The organism is Streptomyces niger, from assembly GCF_000718305.1.
Taxonomy (GTDB): Bacteria; Actinomycetota; Actinomycetes; order Streptomycetales; family Streptomycetaceae; genus Streptomyces; species Streptomyces niger.
Genome location: NZ_JOFQ01000002.1, coordinates 50,034 through 75,840 on the forward strand (window position 1 = coordinate 50,034; position 25,807 = coordinate 75,840).

Consider the following 25,807-nt stretch of genomic DNA (forward strand, 5'->3'; position numbering starts at 1 on the left):
TGGATCGAGACGGGCCTGAACCGACAGGTATCCGCACCTGTAGCAGTACGCGCGACGCTTCAGCGCTCCGCCCCGATACCGGGTGGGGCGCTTGTGGCGTTGCGGTCGCGCCCCGGCGGGACCGACGGGCAGCGACGAGCGTGTACGCGTACCGACACGAGCGCGTACGTGTACGCGTATCGGGAGGAGTGCATCCATGCACGCGTATCAGGAGGAGCGCATCCGTGTACGCGCATCAGGATGCACGACGGTGCACGTACGGCGGCCCGCTCGCCGTACGCACAGCCGCGCCCGCCGTGCTCCCACTGTGGCAGCGGGGCGCGACGGGCGTCAGCCGGGCTGTGGGCGCCGTGGCAGTGCCGTGACGACTTACCGTGACGGCGCCGCTACGGCTCAGTGACCGGCGTGCGCGGACTCCGCTCAGTGACCGGCGTGCGCGGACCCCGAGGCGGACTCGGACGGCTTGCCCGACTCCGACGGCTTGCCGGACGCGGACTCGGACGGCGCACCGGTGTCCGACGGCGTGGCGGCGCCGGTCTGGCCCGGCTGCGGGACCTCGCTCGGCCCGTAGTCCTTGAAGTAGCTGTTCGCCGGGACGACGAACGCCCGCAGCGACACCTTGCCGGTACGGCTGAACGCGAAGGTCACCTTCTGCGCGTCGCCGTCCTTGACGGCCTCGCGGCCGCTGGCCAGAACGGCCGAGGCGTTGCCCTTGCCGCCGATCACGACGGAGCCGCCGGCGGGCACGGTGATCTTGCCGGAGCCCTTGGCGGGCTTCAGCTCGGCCTGCTTGCCGCTGCCGTCGAGCGTGACGGAGTCCAGCGTCTGGTCCTTCGCGCCCCCGTTGAACAGGGTCGCGGACACGACGGCCGGGCCCTTGGCCTCCGGCTTCGGCTGGGTGATCACAGTGGCGTTCTGGACCTTGATGTCGCCGACGGAGGTCGCGGCGTTGTCCGGCTTGACTTGCAGCGTCGCGGCGTCGTTTCCGGCCCCGCACGCGGAGAGCGAGGCGATCGAGAGCGTGAGGACGGTGGCGGCGAGGGCGCCGCGTCGAAGGCTGCGGCTCACGGCGGCGGCATCTCCTAGGACGAGCTTCGGCGGCCGAACGGTCATGCCCGGTCGCGGGTGGACGGCTGGGCGGCCCTTCCGTACGCCGCGCTCGGCGCCGTACGTAAAGCCGCCCTAAGGGTGTGTCAGCGCCGCTAGGTTACCGAGCCGCCCTTGCGCCGCCGCACCCGACCCGCCCCTGAGCGATCACGCGCCGATCACATGGTCACGACCGGCCGTCCTGAACACGTCCGATCCCGTTCGCCGGCGCTCTCGCTGGGCGAGTCGCGGTCGGCGTGCGGCCGGATTGCCGAAGTCCTCACGGGAACTGCCGGAAGAATTCACCTACCGTCCGTTCGAGTGGCCGTGGGGGCGCGAATCCGCCGGGCCCGTCAGAGGAATAGCGGCAAAGGCAAAGGAATGCGCCGCGTCACACGAATTGATCATGTCCGGTGCACCCGTCCGAGTGACACGGTGATCAATTCTCGATTCGGGCCGGAGCGGTCGGGAGAGTGATCGTGAGACACCGAACGGAGCAGTGGAAGCCCGCCATCCGGATCCCGGCAAAACGGGACGTTCGACCTCTCGATCAAGGTCATCTTGGGGTGTGACGTACGTGTTTCGCTGCGCTCAAGAAGCGCCTCCGACCTGCGAATACCTGCTTCCGGCGGGCGGTCGATGCACGTTACGGCCATCGTTGTCAAGCCCCGAGATGCGCCCTGACCTGCGAAAACGCCATTCAGAACCAACCGTTCCCGTGTTAGGATGGATAGCCACGGAAGGGGTACCTGTCACATGACGTTCAAGGTTGGCGACACCGTGGTCTATCCCCATCACGGGGCCGCGCTGATCGAGGCCATCGAAACTCGCCAGATCAAAGGCGTGGACAAGACCTACTTGGTGCTGAAGGTCGCCCAGGGCGACCTGACGGTTCGTGTGCCAGCGGACAATGCGGAGTTCGTCGGTGTGCGCGATGTGGTCGGCCAGGACGGGCTCGACCGGGTCTTCGAGGTGCTTCGCGCACCATATGCAGAAGAGCCGACGAACTGGTCCCGTCGCTACAAGGCAAATCTCGAAAAGCTCGCCTCCGGCGACGTGATCAAGGTCGCCGAGGTGGTTCGCGACCTGTGGCGTCGTGAGCGTGAGCGCGGTCTCTCCGCAGGTGAGAAGCGCATGCTCGCCAAGGCGCGCCAGATCCTGGTGAGCGAGCTCGCTCTCGCGGAGAACACCAACGAAGACAAGGCCGAGGCTCTGCTCGACGAGGTCCTCGCGTCCTGACGCCCGACACTGCTGGGTCACCTCGCTGCTGGGTCTCCATGTCGTCTCCGTGTCGCTGGGAATTCCACAGCGACGGCGCTGGGGTCCACAGTGACTGCCCTGACTGCCCAGGGCGTACTCGGCGCTCAGCACGAAAATGCCGCGGTGCCCGCGCGACGACTGCTTCCGCACGGAAGCGGTCCGTTGCCGGGCGCTGCGGCATATCTGACGCGCTGACGGCCCCCGCCTCACGTGCCGCTTGGACGTTCCTGGCTGTATGCCGGGGCGCGGCCCGACACGGAGAACGCGGAGCTCGTCGAGGACACGGACCCGCCGAGGGCACGTGGCTCGACGACAACGCGTGACTCAACGAGGACACGTGACTCGACGAGGACACGTGACTCGAAACGTAGACACGTGGCTCAGCGCCGAGGCTGGCGGCCTCACCGGTGTTTGGCGATGTCAGCGACGACCGAAGCCGTCTGCGACGTCTGAAAATGTCTGCGACCCACCCCGATCGGCCTGATCATCGAGCTTGTCGACCGATGTGAAGGTGCGGACGTGCCGGGCCCGGGCAGCTGGCTCGACCGGCGTCACGGAAGGGTCCGGTCGGGGCGTCGCGCCCGGCACGGTGAGGCCATACCCACCTCGGCCGAGTAAACAAACCTGCCGCTCGAAATTCGGGGTGCGACCCCCGGCTCACGGAGTGCAACCGATGTCTCAAGATTCCCGTCGACTTCGCACGGCGGCGGTCATCCCCGCGGCCGGCCGCGGCGTACGTCTCGGCCCCGGCGCCCCCAAGGCCCTGCGCGCGCTGGGTGGTACGCCCATGCTCATCCATGCCGTACGCGCCATGGCCGCCTCCCGCGCCGTCTCGCTCGTCGTCGTGGTCGCGCCGCCCGACGGCGCACCGGAAGTCCGCGCGCTGCTGGACGGCCACACCTTCCCCGAGCGCACCGAACTGCTGGTCGTCCCCGGCGGCGACACCCGCCAGCAGTCCGTGGCCCTCGGCCTGCAGGCACTGCCCGACGACGTCGACGTGGTGCTCGTCCACGACGCCGCGCGGCCCCTCGTCCCGGTCGACACCGTCGACGGCGTGATCGCCGCCGTACGGGCCGGTGCCCCGGCGGTCGTCCCGGCGCTGCCGCTCGCCGACACGGTCAAGGAAGTGCGGCCGGATCCCGAGGGCGGGCAGGAGCCGGTCGTCGGCACCCCGGAGCGCGCCCGGCTGCGCGCCGTGCAGACGCCGCAGGGCTTCGACCGCGACATGCTGGTCAAGGCGCACACGACCGTCACCTTCGACGGCGAGGGCGCGACGGACGACGCCGGCATGGTCGAGCGGCTCGGCGCGCCGGTCGTGGTCGTGCCCGGCCACGAAGAGGCCTTCAAGGTCACCCGCCCGCTGGACCTGGTACTCGCCGAGGCCGTACTGGCACGCAGGCGCGTGACGGACGGGTACGCGTGAGGGCGAGTGCGCGTGAGGGCCGGAGACGTCTGGGGGGCGGGCGCGTCGGAGAGATCGGGCGCGTCTGAGGGGCGGGTACGTCTGAGGAGGTAAGGACGTCTGGGGCGGGCGTGCCTGACAGCGGGCGTAGATGCCTGACTGACGGGCGGACGCGCTGACGGTCGGGCGCGCCTGACAGGCGGGTGCGCCCGACCAATGGGTGCACCTGAGAGTGGGGTCACGTCCTGGTGGCGGGCTGCGCTGTCAGGTGTCGGCCGCTTCGGGGGCGGGGCTGGGGTTCTGGTTCGGGCCTGGTTCGGTCTCGGCTGCCTGGGGGTTTGGGGCGGGGCCGGGGCGTATACGGGGGCTGCGGGGTGGGCCCCCTACCCGCATGACGAGCGGGGGCGAGGCAGAGTTCTCGCGCGGTTCGATGTTCACTCGCAGGGAGGAAAATCTCATGGTCACGTTGCCCCAGGTGGGGATCGGGACGGACGTACACGCCTTTGAGCAGGGGCGTGAGCTGTGGTGTGCCGGTCTGCTGTGGGACGAGGCCGCGAGCGGCGGCTACGGGCTCGCCGGGCACAGCGACGGCGACGTCGCCGCGCACGCCGCCTGCGACGCCCTCTTCTCCGCCGCCGGGATCGGCGACCTCGGCGCGCACTTCGGTACGAGCCGCCCCGAGTGGTCCGGCGCCTCCGGCGTGACCCTGCTCGCCGAGGCCGCCCGCATCGTCCGCGCCGAGGGCTTCGAGATCGGCAACATCGCCGTGCAGGTCATCGGCGTACGCCCGAAGATCGGCAAGCGCCGCGAGGAGGCCCAGAAGGCCCTTTCGGCCGCGGCCGGCGCACCCGTCGCGGTATCCGGCACCACCACCGACGGACTCGGCCTCACCGGCCGCGGCGAAGGCCTGGCAGCCCTGGCCACGGCCCTGGTGTACCGAGCGGGCTGAGCTCACCGCCCTCTCGTCCTGCCCTCGTGGGTCACGCCCCGTCACGGATCGGCCCGCCTTTCCGGGCACCCGAAGATCCGGGCACCCGAAGATCCGGGCACCCGAAGATCCGGGGATCCGAAGATCCGGGGATCCGAACGGATCGGGCCGCCTCCCGGGGACCCGAGGGGAATGGCGTGCCTCGGCGGGACGTTGGCGCAGTACGCGGACGGCACGGACGGCGCTACGTGGACGGCACGGGCGCAGTACGCGGACGGCACGGACGGCGCTACGTGGACGGCACGCGGGCGGTACGTGGCCGGCATGCCGGCGCTACGTAGACGGCACGCGGACGCTACGTAGACGGGGTTGAGCGCGCCTCGTCCCCGGTCCGCGCCATAAGCCCTATATCGCCGCGAAGAGTGACGAAACGTTCGCCAGTGTCACGCTTCTGTGTCCCCGTGGCCCATCGGGTCGCGGGGCACTGCCTCGTTCCGTCTACCCTTGATGCGTGACCATTCGCCTGTACGACACCAGCGCCCGGCAGATCCGTGACTTCGTCCCGCTCACGCCGGGCTGCGTCTCGATCTACCTGTGTGGCGCGACCGTGCAGGCCGCCCCGCACATCGGGCACATTCGGTCGGGACTGAACTTCGACATCATGCGCCGCTGGTTCGAGTACCGCGGCTACGACGTGACGTTCGTGCGCAACGTCACGGACATCGACGACAAGATCATCAGGAAGTCGGCCGAGCAGGGTCGCCCCTGGTGGGCGATCGGGTACGAGAACGAGGTCGCGTTCAACACCGCGTACGACACCCTCGGCTGCCTGCGGCCGACGTACGAGCCGCGCGCGACCGGACACGTCCCCGAGATGATCGAAATGATGCGCGGTCTGATCGAACGCGGTCATGCGTACGCCGCCGACGGCAACGTCTACTTCGACGTCCGCTCCTACCCCGACTACCTCCAGCTGTCCGGCCAGGATCTGGACAAGCTGAAGCAGCCGTCCGGGGAGGGCGAGACCGGCAAGCGGGACCCGCGCGACTTCGCCATGTGGAAGGCGGCCAAGGAAGGGGAGCCCAGCTGGGAGACCCCCTGGGGCCGCGGCCGGCCCGGCTGGCACCTGGAGTGCTCCGCGATGGCCCACAAGTACCTGGGTGAGCGGTTCGACATCCACGGTGGCGGCGTCGACCTGGTCTTCCCGCACCACGACAACGAGATCGCGCAGGCCAAGGCCTACGGCGACGAGTTCGCGCGGTACTGGGCGCACAACGCCTGGGTCACGATGAGCGGCGAGAAGATGTCCAAGTCGCTGGGCAACTCCGTGCTCGTCTCCGAGATGGTCAAGCGCTGGCGCCCCATCGTGCTGCGCTACTACCTCGGCACGCCGCACTACCGTTCGATGATCGAGTACAGCGAGGAAGCGCTGCGCGAGGCCGAGTCCGCGTTCGCGCGCATCGAGGGCTTCGTCCAGCGCGTCGTGGAGCTGGCCGGGGGACCGGTCGAGCCCGCCGACGAGGTGCCGCTGGCCTTCGCCGAGGCGATGGACGACGACCTCGGCGTCCCGCAAGCGCTGGCGATCGTGCACACCACCGTCCGCCAGGGGAACTCCGCGCTGACCGCCGACGACAAGGAAGCCGCCGTCGCCCGGCTGGCCGAGGTGCGCGCCATGCTCGGCGTCCTGGGCCTGGACCCGCTGGACGAGCAGTGGTCCGGCGCCACCTCCGAGCGCGGCGAGGACCTGCACGGCGTGGTCGACTCCCTCGTGCGCCTGGTCCTGGACCAGCGCCAGGCGGCCCGCGCCCGTAAGGACTACGCCACCGCCGACGCGATCCGCGACCAGCTCCAGCAGTCCGGCCTCGCCATCGAGGACACCCCGTCGGGGCCGCGCTGGTCGCTGTCGTGACGGACGGCGGCGACGCGGACGCCGGCGCCCGCGCCCCGGTGGGCGCGGGCGGCGCAGCCCCGTCCCGGTAGCCCGCACAGGGCGCCGCGGGCGACACTCATATGCATACGCAGCAGACATCACATCCACGTCGAGAGACGTCGAGAGCAGTAAGAGACAGGTGACCCATGGCCGGCAACAGCCAGCGCAGGAACCGCCGCACGTCCAACAAGAAGGGCATGCAGGTCGGTAGCGGCGGCCAGCGGCGCCGGGGCCTGGAGGGCAAGGGCCCCACCCCGCCCGCGTCCGCCCGCAAGGGACATGTGAAGAACCGCATCGCCAACGCCAAGGCGAAGCAGGTACAGAGCAACCGCCGCCCGGCTCCGCGCCGCGGCGGCGCCAAGGGTACGGCGGAGCTGGTGGTCGGCCGTAACCCGGTCGTGGAGGCGCTGCGCGAGGACATCCCCGCGACGACGCTGTACGTCCAGCAGTTCATCGACAGCGACGAGCGGGTGCGCGAGGCGCTCCAGCTCGCCGCCGACCGCGGCCTGAACCTCATGGAGGCGCCGCGCCCCGAGCTGGACCGCATGACCAACGGGCTCAACCACCAGGGCCTGGTACTGCAGATCCCGCCGTACGACTACGCGCACCCCGAGGACCTCCCGGCGGCCGCGTTCGACAACGGCGAGGACCCGCTGATCGTCGCCCTCGACGGCGTCACCGACCCGCGCAACCTCGGTGCGGTCGTCCGTTCCGTCTCCGCGTTCGGCGGCCACGGCGTGGTCGTACCGGAGCGGCGCGCGGCCGGAATGACGGCGGGCGCGTGGAAGACCTCCGCCGGTACGGCGGCGCGCACGCCGGTGGCGCGCGCGACCAACCTCACCCGTGCGCTGGAGACGTACCAGAAGGCGGGCATGACGGTCGTGGGCCTGGCGGCCGACGGTGACATGGAGCTGCAGGACCTGGAGGTGCTGGACGGCCCGGTCGTCATCGTGGTCGGCAGCGAGGGCAAGGGCCTCTCCCGCCTGGTCGGCGAGACCTGCGACGTACGCGTCCGCATCCCGATGCCGGGCGGCGCCGAGTCGCTGAACGCCGGCGTCGCCGCGGGCGTCGTCCTGTGGGAGGCGGCCCGCCGCCGGGCCTGACACGCGTGTGCTCCGGGGGGGCGGGCGATGACCCGCCCCCGGTGAGTACGGGTACGGGTACGGGATGAGGCTCCGTCCCGGTGTGCGCGAGGGTCAGAATCCGTCCGTGCGCGGACTGCGGGGCAGGGGTCGCCGTGCAGCCACGTACGCCACCGACATATCGGGGCGAATTGCGCCGGCAACCCGGGGCAGAACATCACCCTCTGTGCATCCCGGGAAGTTTTGACGGGTCTCGGACAGATCGACCCGGTCAAGGCAGTGTCTTAAACGCTGGTCACTCGGTTAGATGAGCGTGGACACCAGAACACCCCGCAGGCCTACGGGGGGACGCTCGCCGGGCTTCGATGACGAGCCGGTACTGAGCTCGGTCAAGGTGCCGTGCGACCCCGCGCAGGTCATCGTCAATCACGCCAGTTTCCGCGTGCAGCTCGCGCCCCCCTCGGCGGCGGGCGCCGCGCGGGGTGCCACGGCCGCCGCCGCGCCCGGCACCGGCGCTGCCGGGCCAGCGCCCGCCCGGCGGCGCGCCCCCGTCGTCTGGACCGGCCGCACGACGCCGGGCGACGCCTCGGCGCCGACCACCCAGCTGCTGCACGCCGTGCGGAACAGCGCGGGCGGCCGCGGCGACGACGCCGGTGCGACCCAGGTCCTGCCCCGGATCAGGCCGGACGTGGCGGCCGACTTCGGACCGCCGTCGTCGGCCGGCGTGATCGGGCCCCGTGACGCCTCCGACGACACCGAGCTGATGCCCCGGCTCCCGCAGGCCCGCCCCACGGACGACACCTGGTCCGACGGTGCGTACGCCGCGGACGAGGGCGGCGCGTACATCACGACGGGCGCGGCCGGCACGTGGCAGGAGGGCGCGCACGCGGGCCCCCGGACCGGCTCGTACGCCGGAGGGGCTGACGGTGCGTACGCGGGCGGGGCCGACGGCTCGTACGCCGGTGCGTACGGCGGCGCGTCCGCCGGCGCCGGTGGCCGCGGTGCCCCCGGGACCGAGTGGCCCGAAGGCCCGTACGGCGGTGAAGATCCGTACGGCGACGAAGGCACGTACAGCGGTGAAGGCCCGTACGCCGGCGAAGGCCCGAACACCGACGCGGAAGGCCCGTACACCGACGCGCAATTCGAGCCGCGTCACGGCGACGGCCGCCGCTTCGCAGGCGACAAGCAGGCGTTCTACCCCGACCGCCGGATGAACCTCGGTGTCGTCCTGCTGCCCCTGCGCGTCTTCCTCGGCTTCATCACCATCTACGCCGGCATGGGCAAGCTCTGCGATCCCGTGTACTTCGACGGTGGCGAGCGCGGCTCCATGGTCAAGTGGCTGGAGTCGCTGCATCCTTGGGCACTCGCCACCCCGCTGCGCGACTTCGCGCTCGCGCACCCCGTCGGCGCCGGCCTCACCGTCGCCTTCCTCCAGGTCGTCGTCGGCGTACTGACCGTCTGCGGCCTCTGGCAGCGGGTCGCCGCCTCCATGGGCGGGCTGCTCTCGGCGGCCCTGTTGATGACCGTCAGCTGGCGCAACGTCCCCGTGTACGACGCCCCGGACATCATCTACCTCGCCGCCTGGAGCCCGCTGATCATCGCGGGTGCCCCCGTCTACTCCCTCGACGCGCGGCTGGCCGGCGAGGCCTGGCGCAACCTCGGCCCCCGCGTGGAGGTCTGGGACCTGCGGCGTCGCGTGCTGCGCCGCGGCGCCGTGATGACCGCGGTGGTCGCCGGCCTCACGCTGCTGATCGGCTCCCTGCTGGGCGGCGCCGTACGCTCCGCCTCCGGCCCGACCGTCCCGAAGCCGGGCGAGCCGCCGACCAACAGCCTCCCCGGCCGCCCGCTGCACACCCCGCGCGAGGCCCCGAACCGTACGGAGAACGGCCGCATCGGCGGTACCGCCCAGGGCAGCGCCTCGCCCACGGCGGGCACCTCCCGCGGTACGGGCTCGTCGGTCTCCCCGTCGGCCTCGCAGCCGGGCGCGACCCGGGAGACGGCCGGCGCCACTCAGGGCGCCCAGCCGGGCCGGACCACGAGCGGCCCACCCCAGCAGTCGGCCCCGGTCGACCCCGCCCCCGCCACCCGGGCCCCGACCTCCACGGCCGGCACCGGCGGCGGCACGACGGGCGGCGGCTCCTCCCCGAGCGGCTCGTCCAGCGGCGGCTCCTCAGGAGGCTCCTCCGGCGGCGGCACCCTGGGCGGCCTCCTGGGCTGACCCGCCCGTCCACCCCCTCACCCCCTGGCCCGCTCCCTGCCCGTCCTTCCCACCACCTGTCAACCGTCACCCGCCACCCGTCAACCGCCACCTCCTCTGCCGCATGAAGGGGCGGTGGGGCGGGTGGCGGTGGCATGTGATGGTGACCCCACCCCTGGCCCCGGGCCCTGGGCCCACCCCCTTGCTCCCTTGCTCCCTTGCCCAGAGGCCCGCCCGCCCACCCCACCCCTGCTCCGTGTCCGTGCTCGTGTCCGTGCTCGTGCTCGCGTCCGTCTCAGGGGCCGTACCGGGCGAGCTCCTGGGCGGCCTCGGTGAGGTCCTTCGCAGTGTCGATCGCGCGCCAGTAGGCGCCCTGCGGGAGCGGGAAACCGGCCAACCGACGCTCGCGCGCGAGCCGCGGGAACGTCGTGCGCTCATGGTCGCCACGGTCCGGCAGCAGCCCCGTGAAGGCCGCGGAGAAGACGTACACACCCGCGTTGATCAGATAAGGCGACGGCGGCGCCTCGATGAAGTCCAGTACGTGCCCGAAGGGGTCGGTCTCGACGGCGCCCCAGGGAATCCGCGGCCGGGCCAGCGCCAGCGTGGCGTCGGCGCCGCGCTCGTGGTGGAAGTCCGCCATCTCGCGCAGGGAAAAGCGCGTCCAGATGTCCCCGTTGGTCGCGTACCAGGGTTGATCGGGGCGGGGAAGAGAGGCGGCGGCGTACTTGAGTCCGCCACCGCGGCCCAGTGGTTCGTCCTCCACAACGGTGGTGACGCGCAAGGGAAGTTCGGCCTCGGCCAGCCAGTCCTGGAGGACCTCGGCGAGGTGGCCGCAGGAGACGACCGCGTCGGTGACGCCCTCGGCCGCCAGCCAGGCGAGCTGATGGCCGATGATCGGGGTCCCGGTGCCCGGAATCTCGACCATCGGCTTGGGCCGGTCGTCGGTGTACGGGCGAAGTCGCGAGCCCTGGCCGCCTGCCAGGACCACGGCCTGCGTGGGATGCGGATACGGGACGCCTGTCATGATCCGCACCCTATGTGCTGGCTGTGGCGGGCCGGGTACGGGCGCTGCGCCCAGTCACCCGACGTACGAGACGCCGCTGTCCGACGGCCATACGTCTTGGCCCGCCACCCGCGAGGATGACGGCCGTACGACGATCGGCCCGGCGGCCCACCGCGGTACGTCCGTCATCACACCGTTCGTCACATGGTCTGATCGTGACGCTTCTTGCCTCTACAGGGTCAGTCTTCGCGAATTCAGTCGCAGTCGCTGCGAACGCAGTCGCCGTGGATGCGGTCGCCGTGGGTGCGGTCGCTGTGGATGCGGCCGTTACGGACGCAGTCGCGACGAGTTCAGTCTTCGCGACTTCCCTCTCCACAAGTCCAATCTCTGCGACTTCCCCCGCGACAGGTTCAGTCTCTGTGTCTTCCCTCGTCACGAATTCGATCGTGGCGTTGTCCGTCACTTCGACTTCGAGTATTACCAGTTCGGTGGTTACGGGATGGTCGATCACTGCGCAGCGGCGACCCCGCTCGCGAACGACGTGTCACAGACGGGACGCGAGTACGCCTGGGCGCGGTGCGCGGCGCCGTACTTCTGCACCGCGGCGCGGCCCAGCGCGCGGGCGATCGACGCGCAGTGCTTGGCCAGCGACGGCCGCTTGGTGGTGGCCTCCTGGAGGTGGGTCAGGGCGGTCCCCGGGTCCTTCTCCTGAAGTTCGGCCAGCAGGCGGTCCCGCAGGACGTCCTGCGCGGCGCGATTGCGCGGCTGGTGGTTGGTGGCCGTACCGGAGGACGCGGTGAGCATCTGCGACTCGGAGGTCGGTGAGGCCCATGGCACGCGGGTGACAGCGAGTGTCCCGGAGAGTACGAGGACGACGGGCAGGACGAGAGCGAGAGTTCGGCCGATACGCCGGGCTGCGGAGTTCACGTCGTGATGGTAGCGAGCAGTGATGATTTGGCGACATTTAGTCACTCGGTCGAGGGATGAAATCGCCTGTCGCGTGTTAAATGATGTTGACGCACGCTGCTCGAAATGGCGGAACTGCCCGCCCAATTGTCGACAACGGGAAGCCCCGTACCTCCCCACTCCACCCCCCGCTCCAAACCCGCTCTCCTTCGCCGCCCCCCCCAGCACAACTCCGACAGGCGAGGCCGACGTCGAGAATCGATCGGGGTGGGGCGAGGGCGAGGACGAGAGCTAGGCCGAGAATCGGGGCATGGGCCGGGGCGAGGGCGAGAGGAAGGGGGCGGCCTCCACAAGGAAAACCGCCCCACCCGCCAGCTACCTCACCTGGCTCAGCTCACCTCGGCTCAGTTCGGCTCGGTTCGGCTCAGCTCAGCTGACCCGATGTGGCTGTCAGTCGCTGAGCCGCTCGCCCGTAGACGTGGAGAAGACGTGCGTCTCGCCGGGCCGCGGCACGACGTGCAGCTGGGCGCCCTTCTCCGGCACCTGGCGGCCGTTGACGCGTACGACCAGATCCTTGACCTCGTCGCCGACCTTGGCCGTGCCGTACACGTACCCGTCGGCGCCCAGCTCCTCAACCACGTTCACGGTGACGGCCAGGCCCGCGGGCGCGTCCGCGGACTCCTTGGTCAGGGTCTTCGCCGCGCCGCCGTTCTGCTCGACGACGTCGAAGTGCTCGGGTCGCACGCCCACCGTGACAGTACGGTCGCCCTTGTCCGCCGCCGCACTCAACGCCTCACGGCTCACCGGCACCACACTGTTCCCGAACTTCACACCACCATCGGTGATGGGTACCTCGACGAGGTTCATCGCGGGGGAGCCGATGAAGCCCGCCACGAAGAGGTTCGCCGGCCGGTCGTACATGTTGCGCGGCGAGTCGACCTGCTGCAGCAGCCCGTCCTTCAGGACGGCCACCCGGTCGCCCATCGTCATGGCCTCGACCTGGTCGTGCGTGACGTACACGGTCGTGATCCCGAGGCGGCGCTGCAGGCCGGCGATCTGGGTACGGGTCTGGACACGGAGCTTCGCGTCGAGGTTCGACAGCGGCTCGTCCATGAGGAACACCTGCGGCTCACGCACGATCGCGCGCCCCATGGCGACGCGCTGCCGCTGACCACCCGACAGCGCCTTGGGCTTCCGCCCCAGGTACTCGGTCAGGTCCAGGATCTTCGCCGCGTCCTCGACCTTCTGCCGGATCTCCGCCTTGTTCACGCCGGCGATCTTGAGCGCGAAGCCCATGTTGTCGGCGACGGTCATGTGCGGGTAGAGCGCGTAGTTCTGGAACACCATGGCGATGTCCCGGTCCTTGGGCGGCAGGTGAGTGACGTCGCGGTCCCCGATCCGGATCGCGCCGCCGTTGACGTCCTCCAGGCCGGCGAGCATCCGCAGGGAGGTGGACTTGCCGCACCCGGACGGCCCGACCAGGACGAGGAACTCCCCGTCCTCGATCTGGATGTCGAGCTTGTCGACGGCGGGCTTGTCGGAACCCGGGTAGACCCGGGTTGCCTGGTCATACGTGACCGTAGCCATGGTGATATGTCCCTTCACCGGCAGGAACGTGCCGGACGATCCGAGTAAAGGAAGGAATGGGAGAGCCCGTGCGCTGTGGTGTAGTCCACTGCACACCGACTGCCAGGGACGGTACCCGGACCGGCACCCGGTGTCAGTAGGTCGGACATCACGAAATTCCCCCGCCGGGTAACCTTGAGCCCTGGGTACACTTCACGTGACACGCCTCCTTAGCTCAGCTGGTCAGAGCACCGCTCTTGTAAAGCGAAGGTCGTCGGTTCGAATCCGACAGGGGGCTCTACCCCTGACCAGGGAAAACGCCTCCGTGATCAGCGATCACGGAGGCGTTGACGGCAGAAGTTGACGGCAGTCCCTGCTACCGGCGCCGCTTGAGCAGCCGGTCCATGTGACTCATCGCCTCCCGCCGGTGGTCGTCGTTCACGTGGGTGTAGACGTTCATCGTGACGGCGATCTGGGAATGCCCCAGGATCTCCATCACGGTGCGAGGCGCGACGCCGGCCGCGAAAAGCAGGGACGCGCACCCGTGCCGGGTGTCGTGCAGACGGACCTGAGGCAGGCCGGCCGACTCCGTGATCCGTAGGAAGGATCGGTACAGGTTCCGTGGCTCGATGGGCAGCCCGCTGCGCGTAGTGAACACCAGGCCGTTGTCGTGCCACTTCGATCCGACCTCAGCCCGCTGATTGGCCTGCCGCAGGCGCTGCCACCGCAGAGGAGCCACGCACATGAGCGGAACTGGGATCACCCTGGCCCGCCGGTTCTTGGTCGAATCCAGGTACAGGTCCTTTCCGCCACGATTCAGCGTGGTCCGGACGGTCAGCGTCCGCCGGTCGAAGTCCACGTCCCGCCAGTGCAAGCCCAGGATTTCTCCCCGGCGCAGGCCAAGCGCGATGGCCAGGACGAAGGCGGGATACAGCGGGTCGCGCCGCGCGGCTTCCAGAAACGTCAACGTCTCGTCCAGCGACCACGGACGCAGCTCGCGCGGCTCGACCCGTGGGGCCGGGACCAACTGCACCACGTTGCGACTGATCAGCTCTTCCCGGCAGGCGGCCGTGAGGGCCGTACGGAGGACGCTGTGAGCCTCCTTCGCGGTGGCTGCCGACGCCTGTGCGGTCACCGTCGAGATCATCCGCCGCACGTTCGCTGTGGTGAGCGACTCCAGGCGGCGACTGCCCAGGAGCGGCACGAGGTAAAGCCGCGTGTGCATCTCGTACTTCACGTACGTGGTGCGCTTGCGCTGCGGCCTGATGTACTCCTCCAGCCAGTACGGCAGCCACTCAGAGAGCTTGGCGGACCGGGTGGGTGTCGGGATGCCCTGACGGTCGCGCCGAACGAGTTCCTGCCGCTTCTCGTCGCACTCCTCCCAGGTGGCGCCGTAGATGGTCTTGCGCTTGCGGGTGCCGTCGGGCTGCGGGACGTAGACGCGTCCTTCCCAGCGGCCGTCTTTGCGCTGCCAGATGCTGCCGGCGCCGTTGGGGTTCCTCTTTCGGGCTGCCATCAGGCGGCGTTCTCCTCGATTCGTTCCTGCATGTAGTGGCGTACGGCGTCGACCGGGATACGGCGGGCACGGCCGGACGTGTAGCTGGGGAGCTGTTTGGAGCGGATCAGGTCGTAGACCTTGCTGCGGCTGAGCCTCAGCCGGGTCATGACTTCCGGGACGGTGAGGGCTTGGGGTTCGCTCGTGGCTACGGTCAGCACGTTGAGACCTCCGGGAGAGGGCGGGGCCTGCGAGTGGAGTTGGTGCGGGGCTCAGGGGCCCGTGTCTGTCCGAGGTGCGGATTTCTGCGTCATTGCGTCATCAGCGTCATTCGGGCTTCTGACCTGGTGTTTTGTGTGACGCAGTGGTCTGCGGCTGCGTCATCGGTGCGTCATGGGCTGCGTCATCGCATGACGCAGATGACGCAGGATGACGCAGAGTCCGCCATCTGCGTCATGGCCGTAGTCGCAGGTCAGGGCCCGTTTTTTCGCCTGCATGACGCAGATGACGCAGCGTCTTCCCTCTTAGGACAAAAGAGGGGGTGTCTGTTGGAGTGCGGCGGTCTCTCAGAGCGAGAGGAAGGAGCCGCTGCGCGGCGCGACCTTCGGGCGGCGTTCCGCCGAACAGCAAGAGGAGCACGCCCGGCGTGGTGGTGCTCCTCTTGCTTGTCCGGGGGCGGGCCGCGGGGCTCGGGTCAGAACATGGGCTTGTGCTCGTGCGGAGTCGCGGCCGCTGCGCGGGTCATTTCGAGGTAGCGGCCCTCGCTGGTGCGGCCGGAGTCGATGAGGACACCGCGCGCGGCCAGCGTGGGCTGGAGGCGCTTGAGCCGGTCGGAGAGGACCTTGCCCGTGGTCGGCCACCCTCTGGGCAGGGGCCGCAGTTCGTCGCCGCTGTAGAGCCCGCTGAGGAGGTGCAGCCACTCGGTTGAGGTCATCCGCTGCTCGGTGCCTGCAGCGAGGCTCTCGGCGTGCTTGAGGACGGTCTGCGCGAGCAGGTCGCCTTCGATCACGTCGTCGTTGAGGTCGTCCAGGCTGGCCCGATAGGCGTCGAGCGATCGGAGGCCGGTGGCCGCGTCGAGCTGCGCGCACAGGTGCGCGAAGTCGGCCATGCGCAGGTCGGTCGGGGTCTCCGCGTCGACCGCGCGGACCTTGACCGTGAGATCCAGGAGCGAGCCGAGCACGGTGGGCAGGATCTCCGCGTACTCCGCCCACAGTTCGGCCTCGGTGCGCCGGATCTTGGGCCGCTCCAGGCGCAGCGGCAGGAGTCGTTCGGCAAGGTCGGGCCGGATGACCCCGACGTCGATGCCGGTCAGCAGCAGGGGACGCCGGTAGCCGACGCGGAAGACGTCGCCGTCGGTGAACAGCGCGCGCTTGACGTTCTCCGCGCCGGTGACGATGCAGCACATGGCGTCGGACAGGTCCGGGCTCATGTGGGAGAGGTTGTCCAGGGCAGTCACCCAACCCGCGGCGACGGCCGCGAGCAGATTCTCCTCATCCTTCGGCGCGCGGCGCAGGTCCCCGCTCATGCCCTCAATGATCCTCACCAGCATCCGGCCCCCCGTGGACTTGCCCGCGCCCTGCGGGCCGGTGAGGAACGGCGCGGGGACGGGCACGGACGGCCCCAGGCAGCCGATCAGCCAAGCAATGGCCAGGCACTCGGTCTCCGCCCCGGCGAAGTTGCACAGCCGCAGCAGTAGATCGATGCCCTTGCCGTCGGTGTCCTTGGCCGGCAGGGGCAGCTCCCCGGTGAGCTGGGTGCGCCGCCAGCACACCTCCCGCGGGTCGGGAACGCGGATGTCCCAGCCGGTGGGGTGGATACGGACCGACTGCCCGTCGTCCCTGCCCAGGTCCAGCCAGGTCGCGCCGTCGAATCCGGGGGCGACGCGGATGTGGACGGGCTGGGTGTCCTCGGTCATCGCGAGCGCTTCGATCAAGTCCAGCGCCTCCTTGAGCGCGGTGCCGTTGAACACTCCGACCCCGTCCTTGAACAGGCCGACCATGAGTTCCTGCCGGTGGCTGCCGGAGGTGCCCTGGGAGCGGATCGGACGGGCCACGGGGTGGCCGTTCTTCTGCGCGTACACGGTCCCGTCGGCGGTGCGGAAGTACCGGAAGTGGGCCTGCGCGTAGTCGGCGATGACCTCGCGGGCCGGAGTCTTCTCGTCCTCGGACATGTCACAGTCCCAACGTGGTACGGGCGTTGGTCCACGCGTCGGTGCAGTGGCGGGGCTTCTCGCCCTTGGCCTGCGCGGCGGTGAACAGCCGCTCGATGTGGGCCTCGGTGAGGCAGCCGCACCGGCCGTGGGCGGACAGCACGGCGAGGAAGGTGCGGTAGACCGTGTTGTGGATGGCAACGTGGGCTTCGGTGATGCGCTGCTCAGCCATGGCGATGCCCCGCTCCAGGTAGACGGGGGTGCGGTGCGGGCACTCTCCCTCTCCGGCCGGCACGCTGACGGCCGGCGGTGCGGGCCGGACCGAGGCGGGTTCCTTCACGACGAGGGCGCGCACCTGGTCCGGCAGCGCCGCCATGGCGCCGGTGCCGGGGCCGAGCCACCGGGCGTAGGACATGCGCGACTTGATGTCCACGCCGGGCCGGACCCCGTTGGAGGACTGCATCGTTCCGCGGTAGATCCAGTGCTCCCCGCGAGTCGTTGGCACCGTGCGGGTGGGCGGCAGGGTCTGCCGGGCCCAGGCGACGGCGTCCGGGTTGTCGAGGTCCACGACGGTCAGCCCGGTGCCGGCCGGGTGGTAGGCGACGGCTGCGGCCTGCCGCCACGCCGCAGCCCAGGCCGGGGAGGTGAGCACGCGCGGGTCGGTGGTGCCGGCGGCCCAGGCGTGGCAGGGCGCCGGGCACTGGCAGGGGCCGGCGGCCAGCATGTTCGGTCGGTCCCCGCAGGCGCTGCCTGCGCAGGCGCGGCAGTTGCCGAACGGGAGCTTGCCCGCCCGCAGCGGCAGCACCGGGATACCGGCCTTCGCCAGCTCCAACGCGGTGTGCAGGTGCTGGTTCATGCGGCCACCTCCAGCGCGCCGACGTGGGCGGCGAGGAAGGCGCGGGCGAGCCATTCGCCGTAGGCGGGCGGGATGGCTTCGGCGATCTCCTTGCGGACGCCCGTCCAGTGGATGCCCATGGCCCGTTGCCACTGGGCGACGGTGCCCTTGCCGCCGCCCTCGCCGTAGACGGCGAAGTACGGCCCCTCGTACCAGACGCCGTGGCGCATCCCGGCGACGCGGCCGCGGTGGGGCAGGTGGGCGGGCTTGGGAGTGGTCCAGTGGCCGAGTTCGAAGTTGCGGTGGCGGATGACGGCCAGGCCGAACATCTCCCCGCACAGCGTGACGTCCACCCGCATCCGCTTCGACGCCCGCCCCGGCGGCTGCTCGATGATGTACGGCCGACCGGTGGCCTCCAGCGCCTCCCGGGTCGGCTCCAGCAGGTCCGGGTACCGGTGGCGGCGGGCGGCGTTGGTGCCGGCGGTCAGGGTGCAGTCGAACTGGCACGGCGGCCCGGCATGGATCAGGTCGAACTCGTGCCCGTGAGCGCGGATGAACTCGATGGCGTCGCCCTGGTGGAAGGCGTCGCCGATGTACCGGGGCTGCGGGGTCAGGTCCACGCCGGTGACGTGGAACCCGGCGGCCTGGTAGCCGCGGGTGTCGCCGCCGACGCCGCAGTACGCGGCCAGTAAGCGCGGCTGCTGGCCGCGGAAGGCTCGCCGGATGTCGGTGGGTTGGGTCATGCTGGAGTCCTCCATGTCTGTGGAAGGGCTGGAGACCAGGGCGACCGCACGTCTTTGGCGAGAGTGGGCGGTCGCCTTCGGTGTGCCCTGGAGTGGTCAGTGGTGGTTGACGGTCCCGCTGGCGCGGCCGAACAGGCCGGTGGCGGTGATGTTCTGGGTGATCTGGGCGGGTGCGGGGCGGCGGCAGCGCTTGAGCAGGGCTACCGCCGCGGCGCTGCCGGTGGCGATGAGGGCGACGGCGGCCCACAGGGCGTGGCTCATGGCGATCAGTCCCGGTGCGGCGTAGGAGAGGCCGACTCCGGCGGCGCCGATGCCGAAGCCGGTGGTGGGCACGAGTAGGGCGGTGGTTTTGGCCCAGGCAGGGACGGACTGCGCGACCGGGACCACGGGCGACGGCGGGGTGGTCGGTTCGGCGTAGGCGAGGGTGCGGACGCCGCCGGGCAGGGTGACCACCTGGACGCCGGGCGGGATCTCGTGCACAGGCATCCGGAGCGCAGTGGACTGCTGGAGGGTGGCGGGTGCCCGCTGGGCGGGGGCGGTGGTGATCGGGTAGGCGGGTTGGTGGTCCACGGTTCCTCCTCCAACGGGTGGGCGGGGTCAGGCGGTGAGCTGAGTGAGGGCGCTGGCTATCGCCTGGCACGCGGCGTAGATGGGCTTGGCGGCTCCGGTCTCGGCGGCGAAGAAGCCGAAGAGGAAGAGCACGAGGGCGCTGCCGGAGCCGACCTGGCGGCCGCGGATGAGGAAGAAGGTGAGGGCGCCGAAGAGGACGGCGGCGGAGACGGTCAGGGCCACAGGGAGCTCCCGTCGGTACGGCGGTGGGCGGCCCTTCGGAGGAAGAGCCGCCCACGCGGTGGTCACGGTGTGTAGCTGTAGTGGGTAGTGAGTACTGGGTAGTGGGTAGTGGGGCGTCTACTGGGGAGCCCCTGTTGAGAACCCCCAGGTGGGCGGTTCGCGGGGTTAGTGGGTAGTGGGGTGTCGCGCCCCACTACCCACTACCCGGTAACCGTGCGTGAGGGTCAGGCGTGGTTGGGGTGGACGTAGACCGAGTGCGGTCCGCGGTCGCGGTAGACCAGTTCGCCGCGTTCGGCGGCGGCCTTGAGGGCCTCGCGAACCGTCTTGCGGTCCCGGCCGACAAGGTCGGCGATGGCGGCCGGCTTCATGCCCATCGCCCCGGCGGACTCGATCGCGTCGATCGCGGTGGGCAGCCACTCCGGCCCGGCCGGCGCCGCCTCGGCAGCCTCTTCCTCGTCCGCAGTGGTTTCGGCGGCCTGTTCGGTGATGCGCTCGAACTCCTCCAGGGCCCGCGCGATCGCGGCGGCCACCTGCGGATCATCCTGCCCCCCGCCCGAGCCTCCGCCCGTGGTGTGCTCAGCGGCCGGGGCCGTGGGTTCCTGTGGCGGCTCGGCCTGCGGGTTCTTGGCCTTGTCGATGTAGTACTCGATGGGCTTCATCGGGGTGAGCGTCCCGATGCTCCCCGTCGGCTGCTTCGACGCGGCGTTGCCGCCCGCGGCGCTCGTCCCGCCTGTGGCGCGGGCGCCGGTACCGGCCGGGGTGGGCAGGCCGAGGGCGTCCAGCAGCCAGGCGATCCGCTCGGGGTCGGACCAGCGCTCGTGGTAGCCGAACGGCGCGGCGTCCTCCTGCGCCGCTTGGTCGAGGTCGGGGCGAATGTCCCAGCGGACCACCGCCAGCTCTTCGATGTCGTGGCGCGGGGTGCCGTCGGCGTGCTCGTCTTCGTCGTTGGCGAAGTAGACCTTGCCGCGCTCGGGGCCGATGCCGCCTTCCTGGGCGCGGGCCTGGTCGAGGATGTAGAGGGCGCCCTTGCCGGGCAGCTTGGACAGGTCGACCTGCTGGTAGTGGCCGGGGAAGACGAACTGGCCCTCCTGCTTCTTGGCGAAGCGCATACCGATGGTGATGTCGTACTGCGAATCGACCTCACCGCCGCCGGTGTTGGGGCCGGTACCGCGCTGCACGGCGTCGACCACGTCCACGGCGGCCTTCCGGCCCTTCTTCAGCAGCCGGATCTTCGCCTTGAGCGCTTCCGGCGTCCACGCCATGAGGTCGGAGTTCTCGTCCGACAGCACGATGACGGCCGGCTCGGTGTCCTTGGGCTGGATCTTCCCGCCCTTCATCCGGCGGGCCCGGCCGTCGGTGATGGCCAGCGCGGCGTTCAGCAGCCGTACCGCCTCCGCCGGGTCGGTGGCCACCCAGTCCAGGATCGGGCGGTCGATCAGGCGGCCGTCGGCGTCCTTCCACTGCTGGGCCCAGGGGCGCAGCCAGCGCTTGGCGGTGTTGCCCTGCGCCATGTCGATCATCCAGATCACCGCGTCCGTGCAGCGGGTCAGCAGGGAGATCATGACGTGGAGCAGGACGCTCTTTCCGGACCCCTTCATGCCCGCGATCATGATGCTGACCTGGCGGAACAGGATCTCGATCGGCTCACCGGACTCCAGCAGGCCCAGAGTGAGCGGTTCCCGGATGGTCAGCGGGTGGTAGTCGTCCGGCAGGTCGATGGTCTCGGCCAGGACATTGCGGGTGGTGACGTGCAGCATCGCTTCGGAAGCCAGGCCGGAGTCGCTGCGGACCAGGCGGAGGGAGCCGGGGCGGATGTCGCCCTTGCGGGTCTCCAGGGCTGGCAGCATGGTCAGCAACTGCTCGAAGGACGTGCTCGTGAGCTTCAGGGGCATGGCGTAGCCGCCGCGGGTGCGCTGGCTCTTGCCGACCTCCACGCCCTTCGCCCCGACCTCTTCGAACAAGCGCGCCCATTCGGCACGGTCGCCGTAGCCGGTGCCGGCCTCGGCGGCCCACTGGGCGGCGATCTCCTCGGCCCGCAGGCCCCGGTCGATCGCGTAGAACGGGGTCAGGGCGGCGGTGGCGGCGCCTACGACGGCCGCGGAGGCGAGCGTCCAGGGGCTGCCGTGGGCGGTCCAGTTGATCCAGGCGTAGGCGGCGCTGGTCCAGGTGGCGGTGAAGCCGGTGTGGAACCAGCGGCGGAACGCCGACTGACCGGAGGTGCGGATGAAGCGGGAGGTGGCCGCGGCGGCGATGCCGGTGAGGGAGCCGACGCCGATCCAGCCCAGCGGCAGTGCCGTACCGGCGTCCGCAGCCAGCCCGAGGCCGAGGCCGCCGGCGTAGACGGTGGCGGCGGTGAACAGCGGGGTGGACACTACGCCGTGCCGCCAGGGGATCGGCTCGTGGTTGCTGGGACGGCTCAGCATGAGCAGGGTCTCCGTTCGATCGGTCGAGGTGAGCCGGAAGGCCGCAGGCCAGGCACCGACGGTCGGTGCCTGACCTGCGGTGATGACGGGTTAGCGGGTTACTGCCAGTTGGCGGACTGGTCCCACTTGGCGCCCTGGATGGTGGGGTTCTCGATGTTGTCGATCTGCTCGGCGTGGATGATCCGGTACAGCGTCGGGATCGAGTCCAGCCGTCCGGCGAGCGCGTGGGCGTAGACGGCGGTGTCGTCGTACGCCTCGGGAATGGCCTCGTTGACCTTGAAGTTCTCCCGGCTGGAGTGCGCGGCCATGGAGATCACGTCGCCAATCGCGCGCTGGATCTCCGCCAGGCTGTTGATGGTCGCCTCGTAGCCGACCATGTTCCCGGCCGGGTTGAGCACCATCATGGCGCCGGCGGTACGGACCGCATCGGCGGCGTACTGCAGCGGCAGCGCGGGTTCGATGGAGGACACAGGGACTCCCTTCGTCGCGGGGGTGAGGATGCGGGTCGGGCTGTGCACCGGCCGGTGTGCTCCGGCCGTCCGGCCGCCGGTCGGCGCGGTACGGCGGGCCTTGGGCGGGGTGGTGCCGGCGCCGGTGTGCCGGTACATCCAGCGGTTCAGCCAGCCCCAAGTGCCCGCCCAGGCCAAGGCCCGGGCGGCGGGGGTGGTCAGGGTGTGAAAGACGCGGGCCAGAGGCCGCAGCCAGTTCGGCCCGACAGTGGAGAACCGCACCGAGCCCAGCGCCAGATGCCCGTTCAGCAGGACGCGGGAGCCCAGGCGCCAGGCGTGGGCCAGCAGCGGCGAGCCGTAGCGGGCGGCTGCGCGGGCCGTGGCCCGGAAGGGGGCGGCGGCCTTGCGCAGGCGCAGGCGGGTCAGGGCGCTGGTGTGCTTGCGCAGCTTGCGGCCCGCCCAGTACTGGCCGCGCCGCAGCGCGGACATGGCCGCGGGCCTGAACTGCCGCTTCTGCTTCTTCGGCGCGTGCTTGCCCTTGCCGCCCTTGGACTTGTTCTTGCCGTGCGGTTGCGGCTTGGGCCGAGACTTGAGCTTGCCGGCGTTCGGCTGCTTGCCGCCCGACTGCCCGCGATTGGTGGCCTTCCACAGCGCCTTCGCGGCCTTCCCCAGCCGCCCCGGGGCCGCGGGCCCGGACTGCGGCGCGGGCTTGTAGTTCCCCTTGCCGCCGCTCGACTGCGGCTTCGCGCTCGGGCCGGCGCCTCCGCCGGTGTGACCTGGGGTGGTGGGGGACTTCCGGCTCAGCGTCCGGAACAGCCGCCCTGCAGGCCCCGTTCGCGCGCCGGCACCGCCAGCGCGGCCGGGCTTGGCCAGGGAGCTTCCGCCGCCCTGGCCCGGCGTACGCGCGGCCCCGGCGGGGGACGGAAGGCGGCGGCCGGAGCCGCCCGTGGCAGCCGCGTTGCGCCCCAGGCCGGCGGGCTGACCGCTCGTGTTCGCGGACGCGGTGAGCGGCTTGCGCAGCTTGGACGCCGACGGCCCGCCGGGCTTCCGCGCCGCGCTGCTCAAGGGACCAGAGGCTGTGCCCCGCCCGCCGGCTCCGGAAGCCGAACGGGCCAGTGAGCCGCCCCCGGAACGAGCGCCTGGAATCCGTCCGCCCCCGCCGCCGGCCGGGCCGCGCCCGGCGCGTAGGGCAGAGGCGCGGTGTCCGGTGCCGGGAGAACGCAAGGAGGAGCGGCCCAGTCGGCCCGTGCCCGCCTTCCGCACACGGCGTCCGGCCCGTACCACCAGAGCGCTTGTGGCGACGGCGGCGCAGGCGACGACGGCCAGCAGCACGGCGGGCAGGCCGAACTGGTGGGACAGCCAGCAAAAGCCGATCAGCCCGGCCAGTACGCCGCCGGGGATGAGCACCCCGCCCAGCGTCTGCCCCGGCGCGGAAGCCGGCTCCTTGGTCTGCGGGGCCGGTGTGACCTGCTTGTGCTCCACCGGGGCCAGGGTGGTTGTAGTGGCGGAAGGCTTGGTTTCTGTTGAAGTTGGGGACATGGCAGCCTCCCGATCAGTGGCGGTGGGGGTGCGTGGCGGCGATCTCCTGCCACCTGCGGTTCTCGGCCGCCTGCGCGCCGAGACGGACGGCGAAGTCGCACCCTTCCTTGCGGCAGCGGTGCGTGGTCGTGGTCAGCGCCTCGGCCACGGTCTGCAGGAACGAGGTGAAGGTGCTGCAGATACACAGCGCGCATCCGAAGGACAGACCCGACGGCACGCTGTAGGAGGCCAGTTGGGTCCCGGCGGCTGCGGCCAGGCCACCGCCCAGGACGAGGGACACGGGGAAGCTGTAGCGGCGCAGGGTGCGGTTCATGCTGTTCACGTGAGGCTCCTCTAAGCGGCCAGCGCGGGAGCGTCCGCGCAGGCCACACACATGCCGAGTGAGGTGGGGAGGGTGTAGCCCCCGTCGTGACCGCATTTGGGGCAGGTACGGCGGGCGGCGTTCGCCTTGGCCAGCGCCGCCCGCTTCGCCTGGGTCATGGGCCGGACGGGCTTGGCCAGGTCGATGCGGTAGAGGTAGGCGACTCGCAGGCCGCACCGGCGCTTGGGCTGGTAGCGACGCGAGCACCACAGGAGCTGCGCGGCGATCTCCTGTCCGCCCGGCCGCAGCCCCCGGGCGCGCAGCTGGCGGCGGGTGGCCAACCCGTCCGGGGCGAGCCGGAACGGGTAGGTCGGGATGCCGTACCGCTCGCCACCGGGGTCGTACAGGTCCCGGCGGGCGGTCATTCTTCGAGCCGGTGGTAGGCGGCCCGGCATTCACCGGCGTGGGCGTTGGCCTTCATGCGGGTGAAGGCCAGGATGTCCGTGTCGGGGAACTCCGAGTGGGCCCCGCAGCCGTGGCACACCCAGCGGGACGTGTCCCCGTAGGGCCTGCCGGTGACGTCCACCGCGGCACCGAAGAGGTTGTGCATCCGGATCAGCAGGTCCTCCGGCTCGGCCGGAGCGGTGTGCGGGGAGAGCTTCACAAGGACGCTCCTTCCAGAGCGCGGGGCTCGGAGGCGGCAGGGAGGGAGGAGTCGCGCAGTTCCTGGTAGCGGGTGGAGACCCAGCCGACGGACCAGCCGGTCAGCTCGGCCGCGGCCCGCACCGGCAGCTCCGCCGCGAACGCGGCCTGCACCCTCGCGCGGGCCTGGTCCTCGGGGAGCTTCTCGGCGGCCGGCCCGGCGGCCAGCAGGGCCTGGCGTTCACGCTCGGCCCGCTCCTCGCGCTGCTGGCGTTCACGGCGTTCACGCTCGATGCGCTCCCGCCGCTCCCGTTCACGACGCTCGGCAGCCTCACGTTCACGGCGTTCACGCTCGCGCTGCTGCTGTTCACGCTCCCGCCGCTCGCGTTCACGCTCCTCGCGCTCGGCACGCTCGCGGGCCTCTTCCCGCTCGCGCTCCTCCCGCCGGGCCCGCTCCTCGCGTTCAGCCTGCTCGCGAATCAGAGCCGCTTCGTGTTCACGCTGTTCACGGGCGAGCTGCGCGTCATGCTCGCGCCGCTCCCGCTCCCTGCGCTCCGCCGCCTCCCGACGCTCGGCAGCAGCCTGCTCGGCGGCTTCCCGATCGGCCCGCTGCTGGGCCTCCTGCGCCTGCAGAGCGGCGGTGATGGCCCGCCGGTAGGCCAGGCCCGTCTCGGCGGTGACGATGAGCAGCAGCGGCGCCACCGAGTGGACAGCCACTCCGACCAAGTCTTTGTTCAGGGCGGAGTCGGCGACGTTCAGGGCCAGCGTCATGCCGCCGGTCATCCAGCGCAGCGCGATCGGCCAGCGGCCACCGTGACCGCCCAGCCGGGCGAGGACCGAGTCCAGCCGGACCACGATGACCACCGCGGCGTCGACCACCAGCGGCAGGATCGGGGCCGTCCACACCCAGCCGTCCGGGGTGTGCGCGGCCATCAGCGGGGTGACGGTCAGGACGGAGTAGAGCATGGCCCCGGCCACGATCAACCAAGTGCCCACCGACAGCGCGCGCTCCGCTGAACGGACCTGAACACCGTTCATGCCAGCGCCTGCCGCCGTGAACACCCGCCGTTCGGAAGGGG

Annotated in this window: 23 protein-coding genes and 1 tRNA gene; 7 read left to right on the plus strand and 17 right to left on the minus strand. The window is 71.0% G+C overall.

Features of this window, described 5'->3' with window-relative positions; translation table 11 throughout:
- Positions 1 to 420: 420 nt before the first annotated feature.
- The gene (locus IF20_RS04100; RefSeq protein ID WP_052863567.1) at positions 421 to 1,068 is read right to left on the minus strand and encodes a copper chaperone PCu(A)C; all 648 of its coding nucleotides are present in this window, start codon (positions 1,066 to 1,068) and stop codon (positions 421 to 423) included.
- 774 nt (positions 1,069 to 1,842) lie between these two features.
- Here IF20_RS04100 and IF20_RS04105 point away from each other — a divergent pair.
- The 6 genes from IF20_RS04105 to IF20_RS04130 all read left to right on the plus strand — a co-directional run bounded on the left by IF20_RS04105 (position 1,843) and on the right by IF20_RS04130 (position 9,906).
- Positions 1,843 to 2,325, plus strand: a complete 483-nt coding sequence (locus tag IF20_RS04105) for a CarD family transcriptional regulator (protein ID WP_003953493.1) — start codon at positions 1,843 to 1,845, stop codon at positions 2,323 to 2,325.
- A 694-nt stretch (positions 2,326 to 3,019) separates the two neighbouring features.
- Positions 3,020 to 3,769 carry a 2-C-methyl-D-erythritol 4-phosphate cytidylyltransferase gene (ispD, locus tag IF20_RS04110; protein WP_052863568.1) on the plus strand — a complete coding sequence of 250 codons (750 nt, stop codon included), beginning with the start codon at positions 3,020 to 3,022 and terminating at the stop codon, positions 3,767 to 3,769.
- Between the two features lie 436 nt (positions 3,770 to 4,205).
- A complete protein-coding gene (ispF, locus tag IF20_RS04115) occupies positions 4,206 to 4,697 on the plus strand; it encodes a 2-C-methyl-D-erythritol 2,4-cyclodiphosphate synthase (RefSeq protein WP_052863569.1) in 492 nt (163 codons plus the stop codon).
- 490 nt (positions 4,698 to 5,187) lie between these two features.
- The gene (gene cysS, locus IF20_RS04120) at positions 5,188 to 6,585 is read left to right on the plus strand and encodes a cysteine--tRNA ligase (RefSeq protein WP_052863570.1); all 1,398 of its coding nucleotides are present in this window, start codon (positions 5,188 to 5,190) and stop codon (positions 6,583 to 6,585) included.
- Positions 6,586 to 6,752: 167 nt separating this feature from the next.
- Positions 6,753 to 7,709 (plus strand): 23S rRNA (guanosine(2251)-2'-O)-methyltransferase RlmB, encoded by a 957-nt coding sequence (rlmB, locus tag IF20_RS04125; protein ID WP_052863571.1) that lies wholly within the window; start codon positions 6,753 to 6,755, stop codon positions 7,707 to 7,709.
- Between the two features lie 286 nt (positions 7,710 to 7,995).
- Positions 7,996 to 9,906 carry a DoxX family membrane protein gene (locus tag IF20_RS04130; RefSeq protein WP_110943814.1) on the plus strand — a complete coding sequence of 637 codons (1,911 nt, stop codon included), beginning with the start codon at positions 7,996 to 7,998 and terminating at the stop codon, positions 9,904 to 9,906.
- 274 nt (positions 9,907 to 10,180) lie between these two features.
- Here the strand turns inward: IF20_RS04130 and IF20_RS04135 are convergent, their stop codons facing one another.
- The 3 genes from IF20_RS04135 to IF20_RS04145 form a co-directional block, all read right to left on the minus strand.
- Positions 10,181 to 10,909 carry a nucleotidyltransferase family protein gene (locus IF20_RS04135; RefSeq protein ID WP_052863572.1) on the minus strand — a complete coding sequence of 243 codons (729 nt, stop codon included), beginning with the start codon at positions 10,907 to 10,909 and terminating at the stop codon, positions 10,181 to 10,183.
- A gap of 486 nt (positions 10,910 to 11,395) precedes the next feature.
- Positions 11,396 to 11,815, minus strand: a complete 420-nt coding sequence (locus IF20_RS04140; RefSeq protein ID WP_052863573.1) for a hypothetical protein — start codon at positions 11,813 to 11,815, stop codon at positions 11,396 to 11,398.
- A 429-nt stretch (positions 11,816 to 12,244) separates the two neighbouring features.
- Positions 12,245 to 13,381, minus strand: a complete 1,137-nt coding sequence (locus tag IF20_RS04145) for an ABC transporter ATP-binding protein (RefSeq protein ID WP_052863574.1) — start codon at positions 13,379 to 13,381, stop codon at positions 12,245 to 12,247.
- Positions 13,382 to 13,584: 203 nt separating this feature from the next.
- On the opposite strand from IF20_RS04145, the gene IF20_RS04150 reads away from it, so the two are divergent.
- Positions 13,585 to 13,658: transfer RNA gene (locus tag IF20_RS04150), tRNA-Thr, on the plus strand.
- A gap of 78 nt (positions 13,659 to 13,736) precedes the next feature.
- On the opposite strand, the gene IF20_RS04155 is transcribed toward IF20_RS04150, so the two are convergent.
- From IF20_RS04155 to IF20_RS04215, 13 genes are all read right to left on the minus strand, one after another.
- Positions 13,737 to 14,876 (minus strand): site-specific integrase, encoded by a 1,140-nt coding sequence (locus IF20_RS04155; RefSeq protein WP_052863575.1) that lies wholly within the window; start codon positions 14,874 to 14,876, stop codon positions 13,737 to 13,739.
- Positions 14,876 to 15,076: a helix-turn-helix domain-containing protein gene (locus IF20_RS04160; protein ID WP_110943815.1), complete on the minus strand. Its 201-nt coding sequence runs from the start codon at positions 15,074 to 15,076 to the stop codon at positions 14,876 to 14,878. The genes IF20_RS04155 and IF20_RS04160 overlap by 1 nt, the downstream gene beginning before the upstream one ends.
- Before the next feature lie 473 nt (positions 15,077 to 15,549).
- Positions 15,550 to 17,025, minus strand: coding sequence for an ABC transporter ATP-binding protein (locus IF20_RS04165; RefSeq protein ID WP_052863576.1), 1,476 nt, complete (start codon positions 17,023 to 17,025; stop codon positions 15,550 to 15,552).
- A gap of 1 nt (position 17,026) precedes the next feature.
- A complete protein-coding gene (locus IF20_RS04170; protein ID WP_052863577.1) occupies positions 17,027 to 17,860 on the minus strand; it encodes a bifunctional DNA primase/polymerase in 834 nt (277 codons plus the stop codon).
- Positions 17,857 to 18,582 carry a class I SAM-dependent methyltransferase gene (locus IF20_RS04175; protein WP_052863578.1) on the minus strand — a complete coding sequence of 242 codons (726 nt, stop codon included), beginning with the start codon at positions 18,580 to 18,582 and terminating at the stop codon, positions 17,857 to 17,859. Before IF20_RS04175 ends, IF20_RS04170 begins: the two co-directional genes overlap by 4 nt.
- Before the next feature lie 96 nt (positions 18,583 to 18,678).
- Positions 18,679 to 19,152, minus strand: coding sequence for a hypothetical protein (locus IF20_RS04180; RefSeq protein ID WP_052863579.1), 474 nt, complete (start codon positions 19,150 to 19,152; stop codon positions 18,679 to 18,681).
- A gap of 27 nt (positions 19,153 to 19,179) precedes the next feature.
- Positions 19,180 to 19,374 (minus strand): hypothetical protein, encoded by a 195-nt coding sequence (locus tag IF20_RS04185; protein ID WP_052863580.1) that lies wholly within the window; start codon positions 19,372 to 19,374, stop codon positions 19,180 to 19,182.
- 224 nt (positions 19,375 to 19,598) lie between these two features.
- Positions 19,599 to 21,797, minus strand: a complete 2,199-nt coding sequence (locus IF20_RS04190) for a hypothetical protein (protein ID WP_052863581.1) — start codon at positions 21,795 to 21,797, stop codon at positions 19,599 to 19,601.
- Positions 21,798 to 21,895: 98 nt separating this feature from the next.
- The gene (locus tag IF20_RS04195) at positions 21,896 to 23,728 is read right to left on the minus strand and encodes a hypothetical protein (RefSeq protein ID WP_199896482.1); all 1,833 of its coding nucleotides are present in this window, start codon (positions 23,726 to 23,728) and stop codon (positions 21,896 to 21,898) included.
- Positions 23,729 to 23,798: 70 nt separating this feature from the next.
- Positions 23,799 to 24,107, minus strand: a complete 309-nt coding sequence (locus tag IF20_RS04200) for a hypothetical protein (RefSeq protein WP_052863583.1) — start codon at positions 24,105 to 24,107, stop codon at positions 23,799 to 23,801.
- Between the two features lie 11 nt (positions 24,108 to 24,118).
- Positions 24,119 to 24,511 carry an RRQRL motif-containing zinc-binding protein gene (locus IF20_RS04205; protein WP_052863584.1) on the minus strand — a complete coding sequence of 131 codons (393 nt, stop codon included), beginning with the start codon at positions 24,509 to 24,511 and terminating at the stop codon, positions 24,119 to 24,121.
- Positions 24,508 to 24,750, minus strand: a complete 243-nt coding sequence (locus tag IF20_RS04210; protein ID WP_052863585.1) for a hypothetical protein — start codon at positions 24,748 to 24,750, stop codon at positions 24,508 to 24,510. Before IF20_RS04210 ends, IF20_RS04205 begins: the two co-directional genes overlap by 4 nt.
- Entirely contained in the window at positions 24,747 to 25,766 is a 1,020-nt protein-coding gene (locus IF20_RS04215; RefSeq protein ID WP_052863586.1) for a hypothetical protein, read from the minus strand. The genes IF20_RS04210 and IF20_RS04215 overlap by 4 nt, the downstream gene beginning before the upstream one ends.
- Positions 25,767 to 25,807: the final 41 nt, after the last annotated feature.

What these genes read in the sequence shown, in the direction of transcription:
- IF20_RS04105 (WP_003953493.1), top strand. Translation starts at nt 1,843, where the DNA reads ATGACGTTCAAGGTTGGCGACACCGTGGTCTATCCCCATCACGGGGCC.
- ispF (WP_052863569.1), top strand. Translation starts at nt 4,206, where the DNA reads ATGGTCACGTTGCCCCAGGTGGGGATCGGGACGGACGTACACGCCTTT.
- ispD (WP_052863568.1), top strand. Translation starts at nt 3,020, where the DNA reads ATGTCTCAAGATTCCCGTCGACTTCGCACGGCGGCGGTCATCCCCGCG.
- IF20_RS04190 (WP_052863581.1), bottom strand. Translation starts at nt 21,797, where the DNA reads ATGCTGAGCCGTCCCAGCAACCACGAGCCGATCCCCTGGCGGCACGGC.
- IF20_RS04135 (WP_052863572.1), bottom strand. Translation starts at nt 10,909, where the DNA reads ATGACAGGCGTCCCGTATCCGCATCCCACGCAGGCCGTGGTCCTGGCA.
- IF20_RS04175 (WP_052863578.1), bottom strand. Translation starts at nt 18,582, where the DNA reads ATGACCCAACCCACCGACATCCGGCGAGCCTTCCGCGGCCAGCAGCCG.
- IF20_RS04145 (WP_052863574.1), bottom strand. Translation starts at nt 13,381, where the DNA reads ATGGCTACGGTCACGTATGACCAGGCAACCCGGGTCTACCCGGGTTCC.
- IF20_RS04205 (WP_052863584.1), bottom strand. Translation starts at nt 24,511, where the DNA reads ATGACCGCCCGCCGGGACCTGTACGACCCCGGTGGCGAGCGGTACGGC.
- IF20_RS04155 (WP_052863575.1), bottom strand. Translation starts at nt 14,876, where the DNA reads ATGGCAGCCCGAAAGAGGAACCCCAACGGCGCCGGCAGCATCTGGCAG.
- IF20_RS04130 (WP_110943814.1), top strand. Translation starts at nt 7,996, where the DNA reads ATGAGCGTGGACACCAGAACACCCCGCAGGCCTACGGGGGGACGCTCG.
- rlmB (WP_052863571.1), top strand. Translation starts at nt 6,753, where the DNA reads ATGGCCGGCAACAGCCAGCGCAGGAACCGCCGCACGTCCAACAAGAAG.
- IF20_RS04165 (WP_052863576.1), bottom strand. Translation starts at nt 17,025, where the DNA reads ATGTCCGAGGACGAGAAGACTCCGGCCCGCGAGGTCATCGCCGACTAC.
- IF20_RS04170 (WP_052863577.1), bottom strand. Translation starts at nt 17,860, where the DNA reads ATGAACCAGCACCTGCACACCGCGTTGGAGCTGGCGAAGGCCGGTATC.
- IF20_RS04215 (WP_052863586.1), bottom strand. Translation starts at nt 25,766, where the DNA reads ATGAACGGTGTTCAGGTCCGTTCAGCGGAGCGCGCGCTGTCGGTGGGC.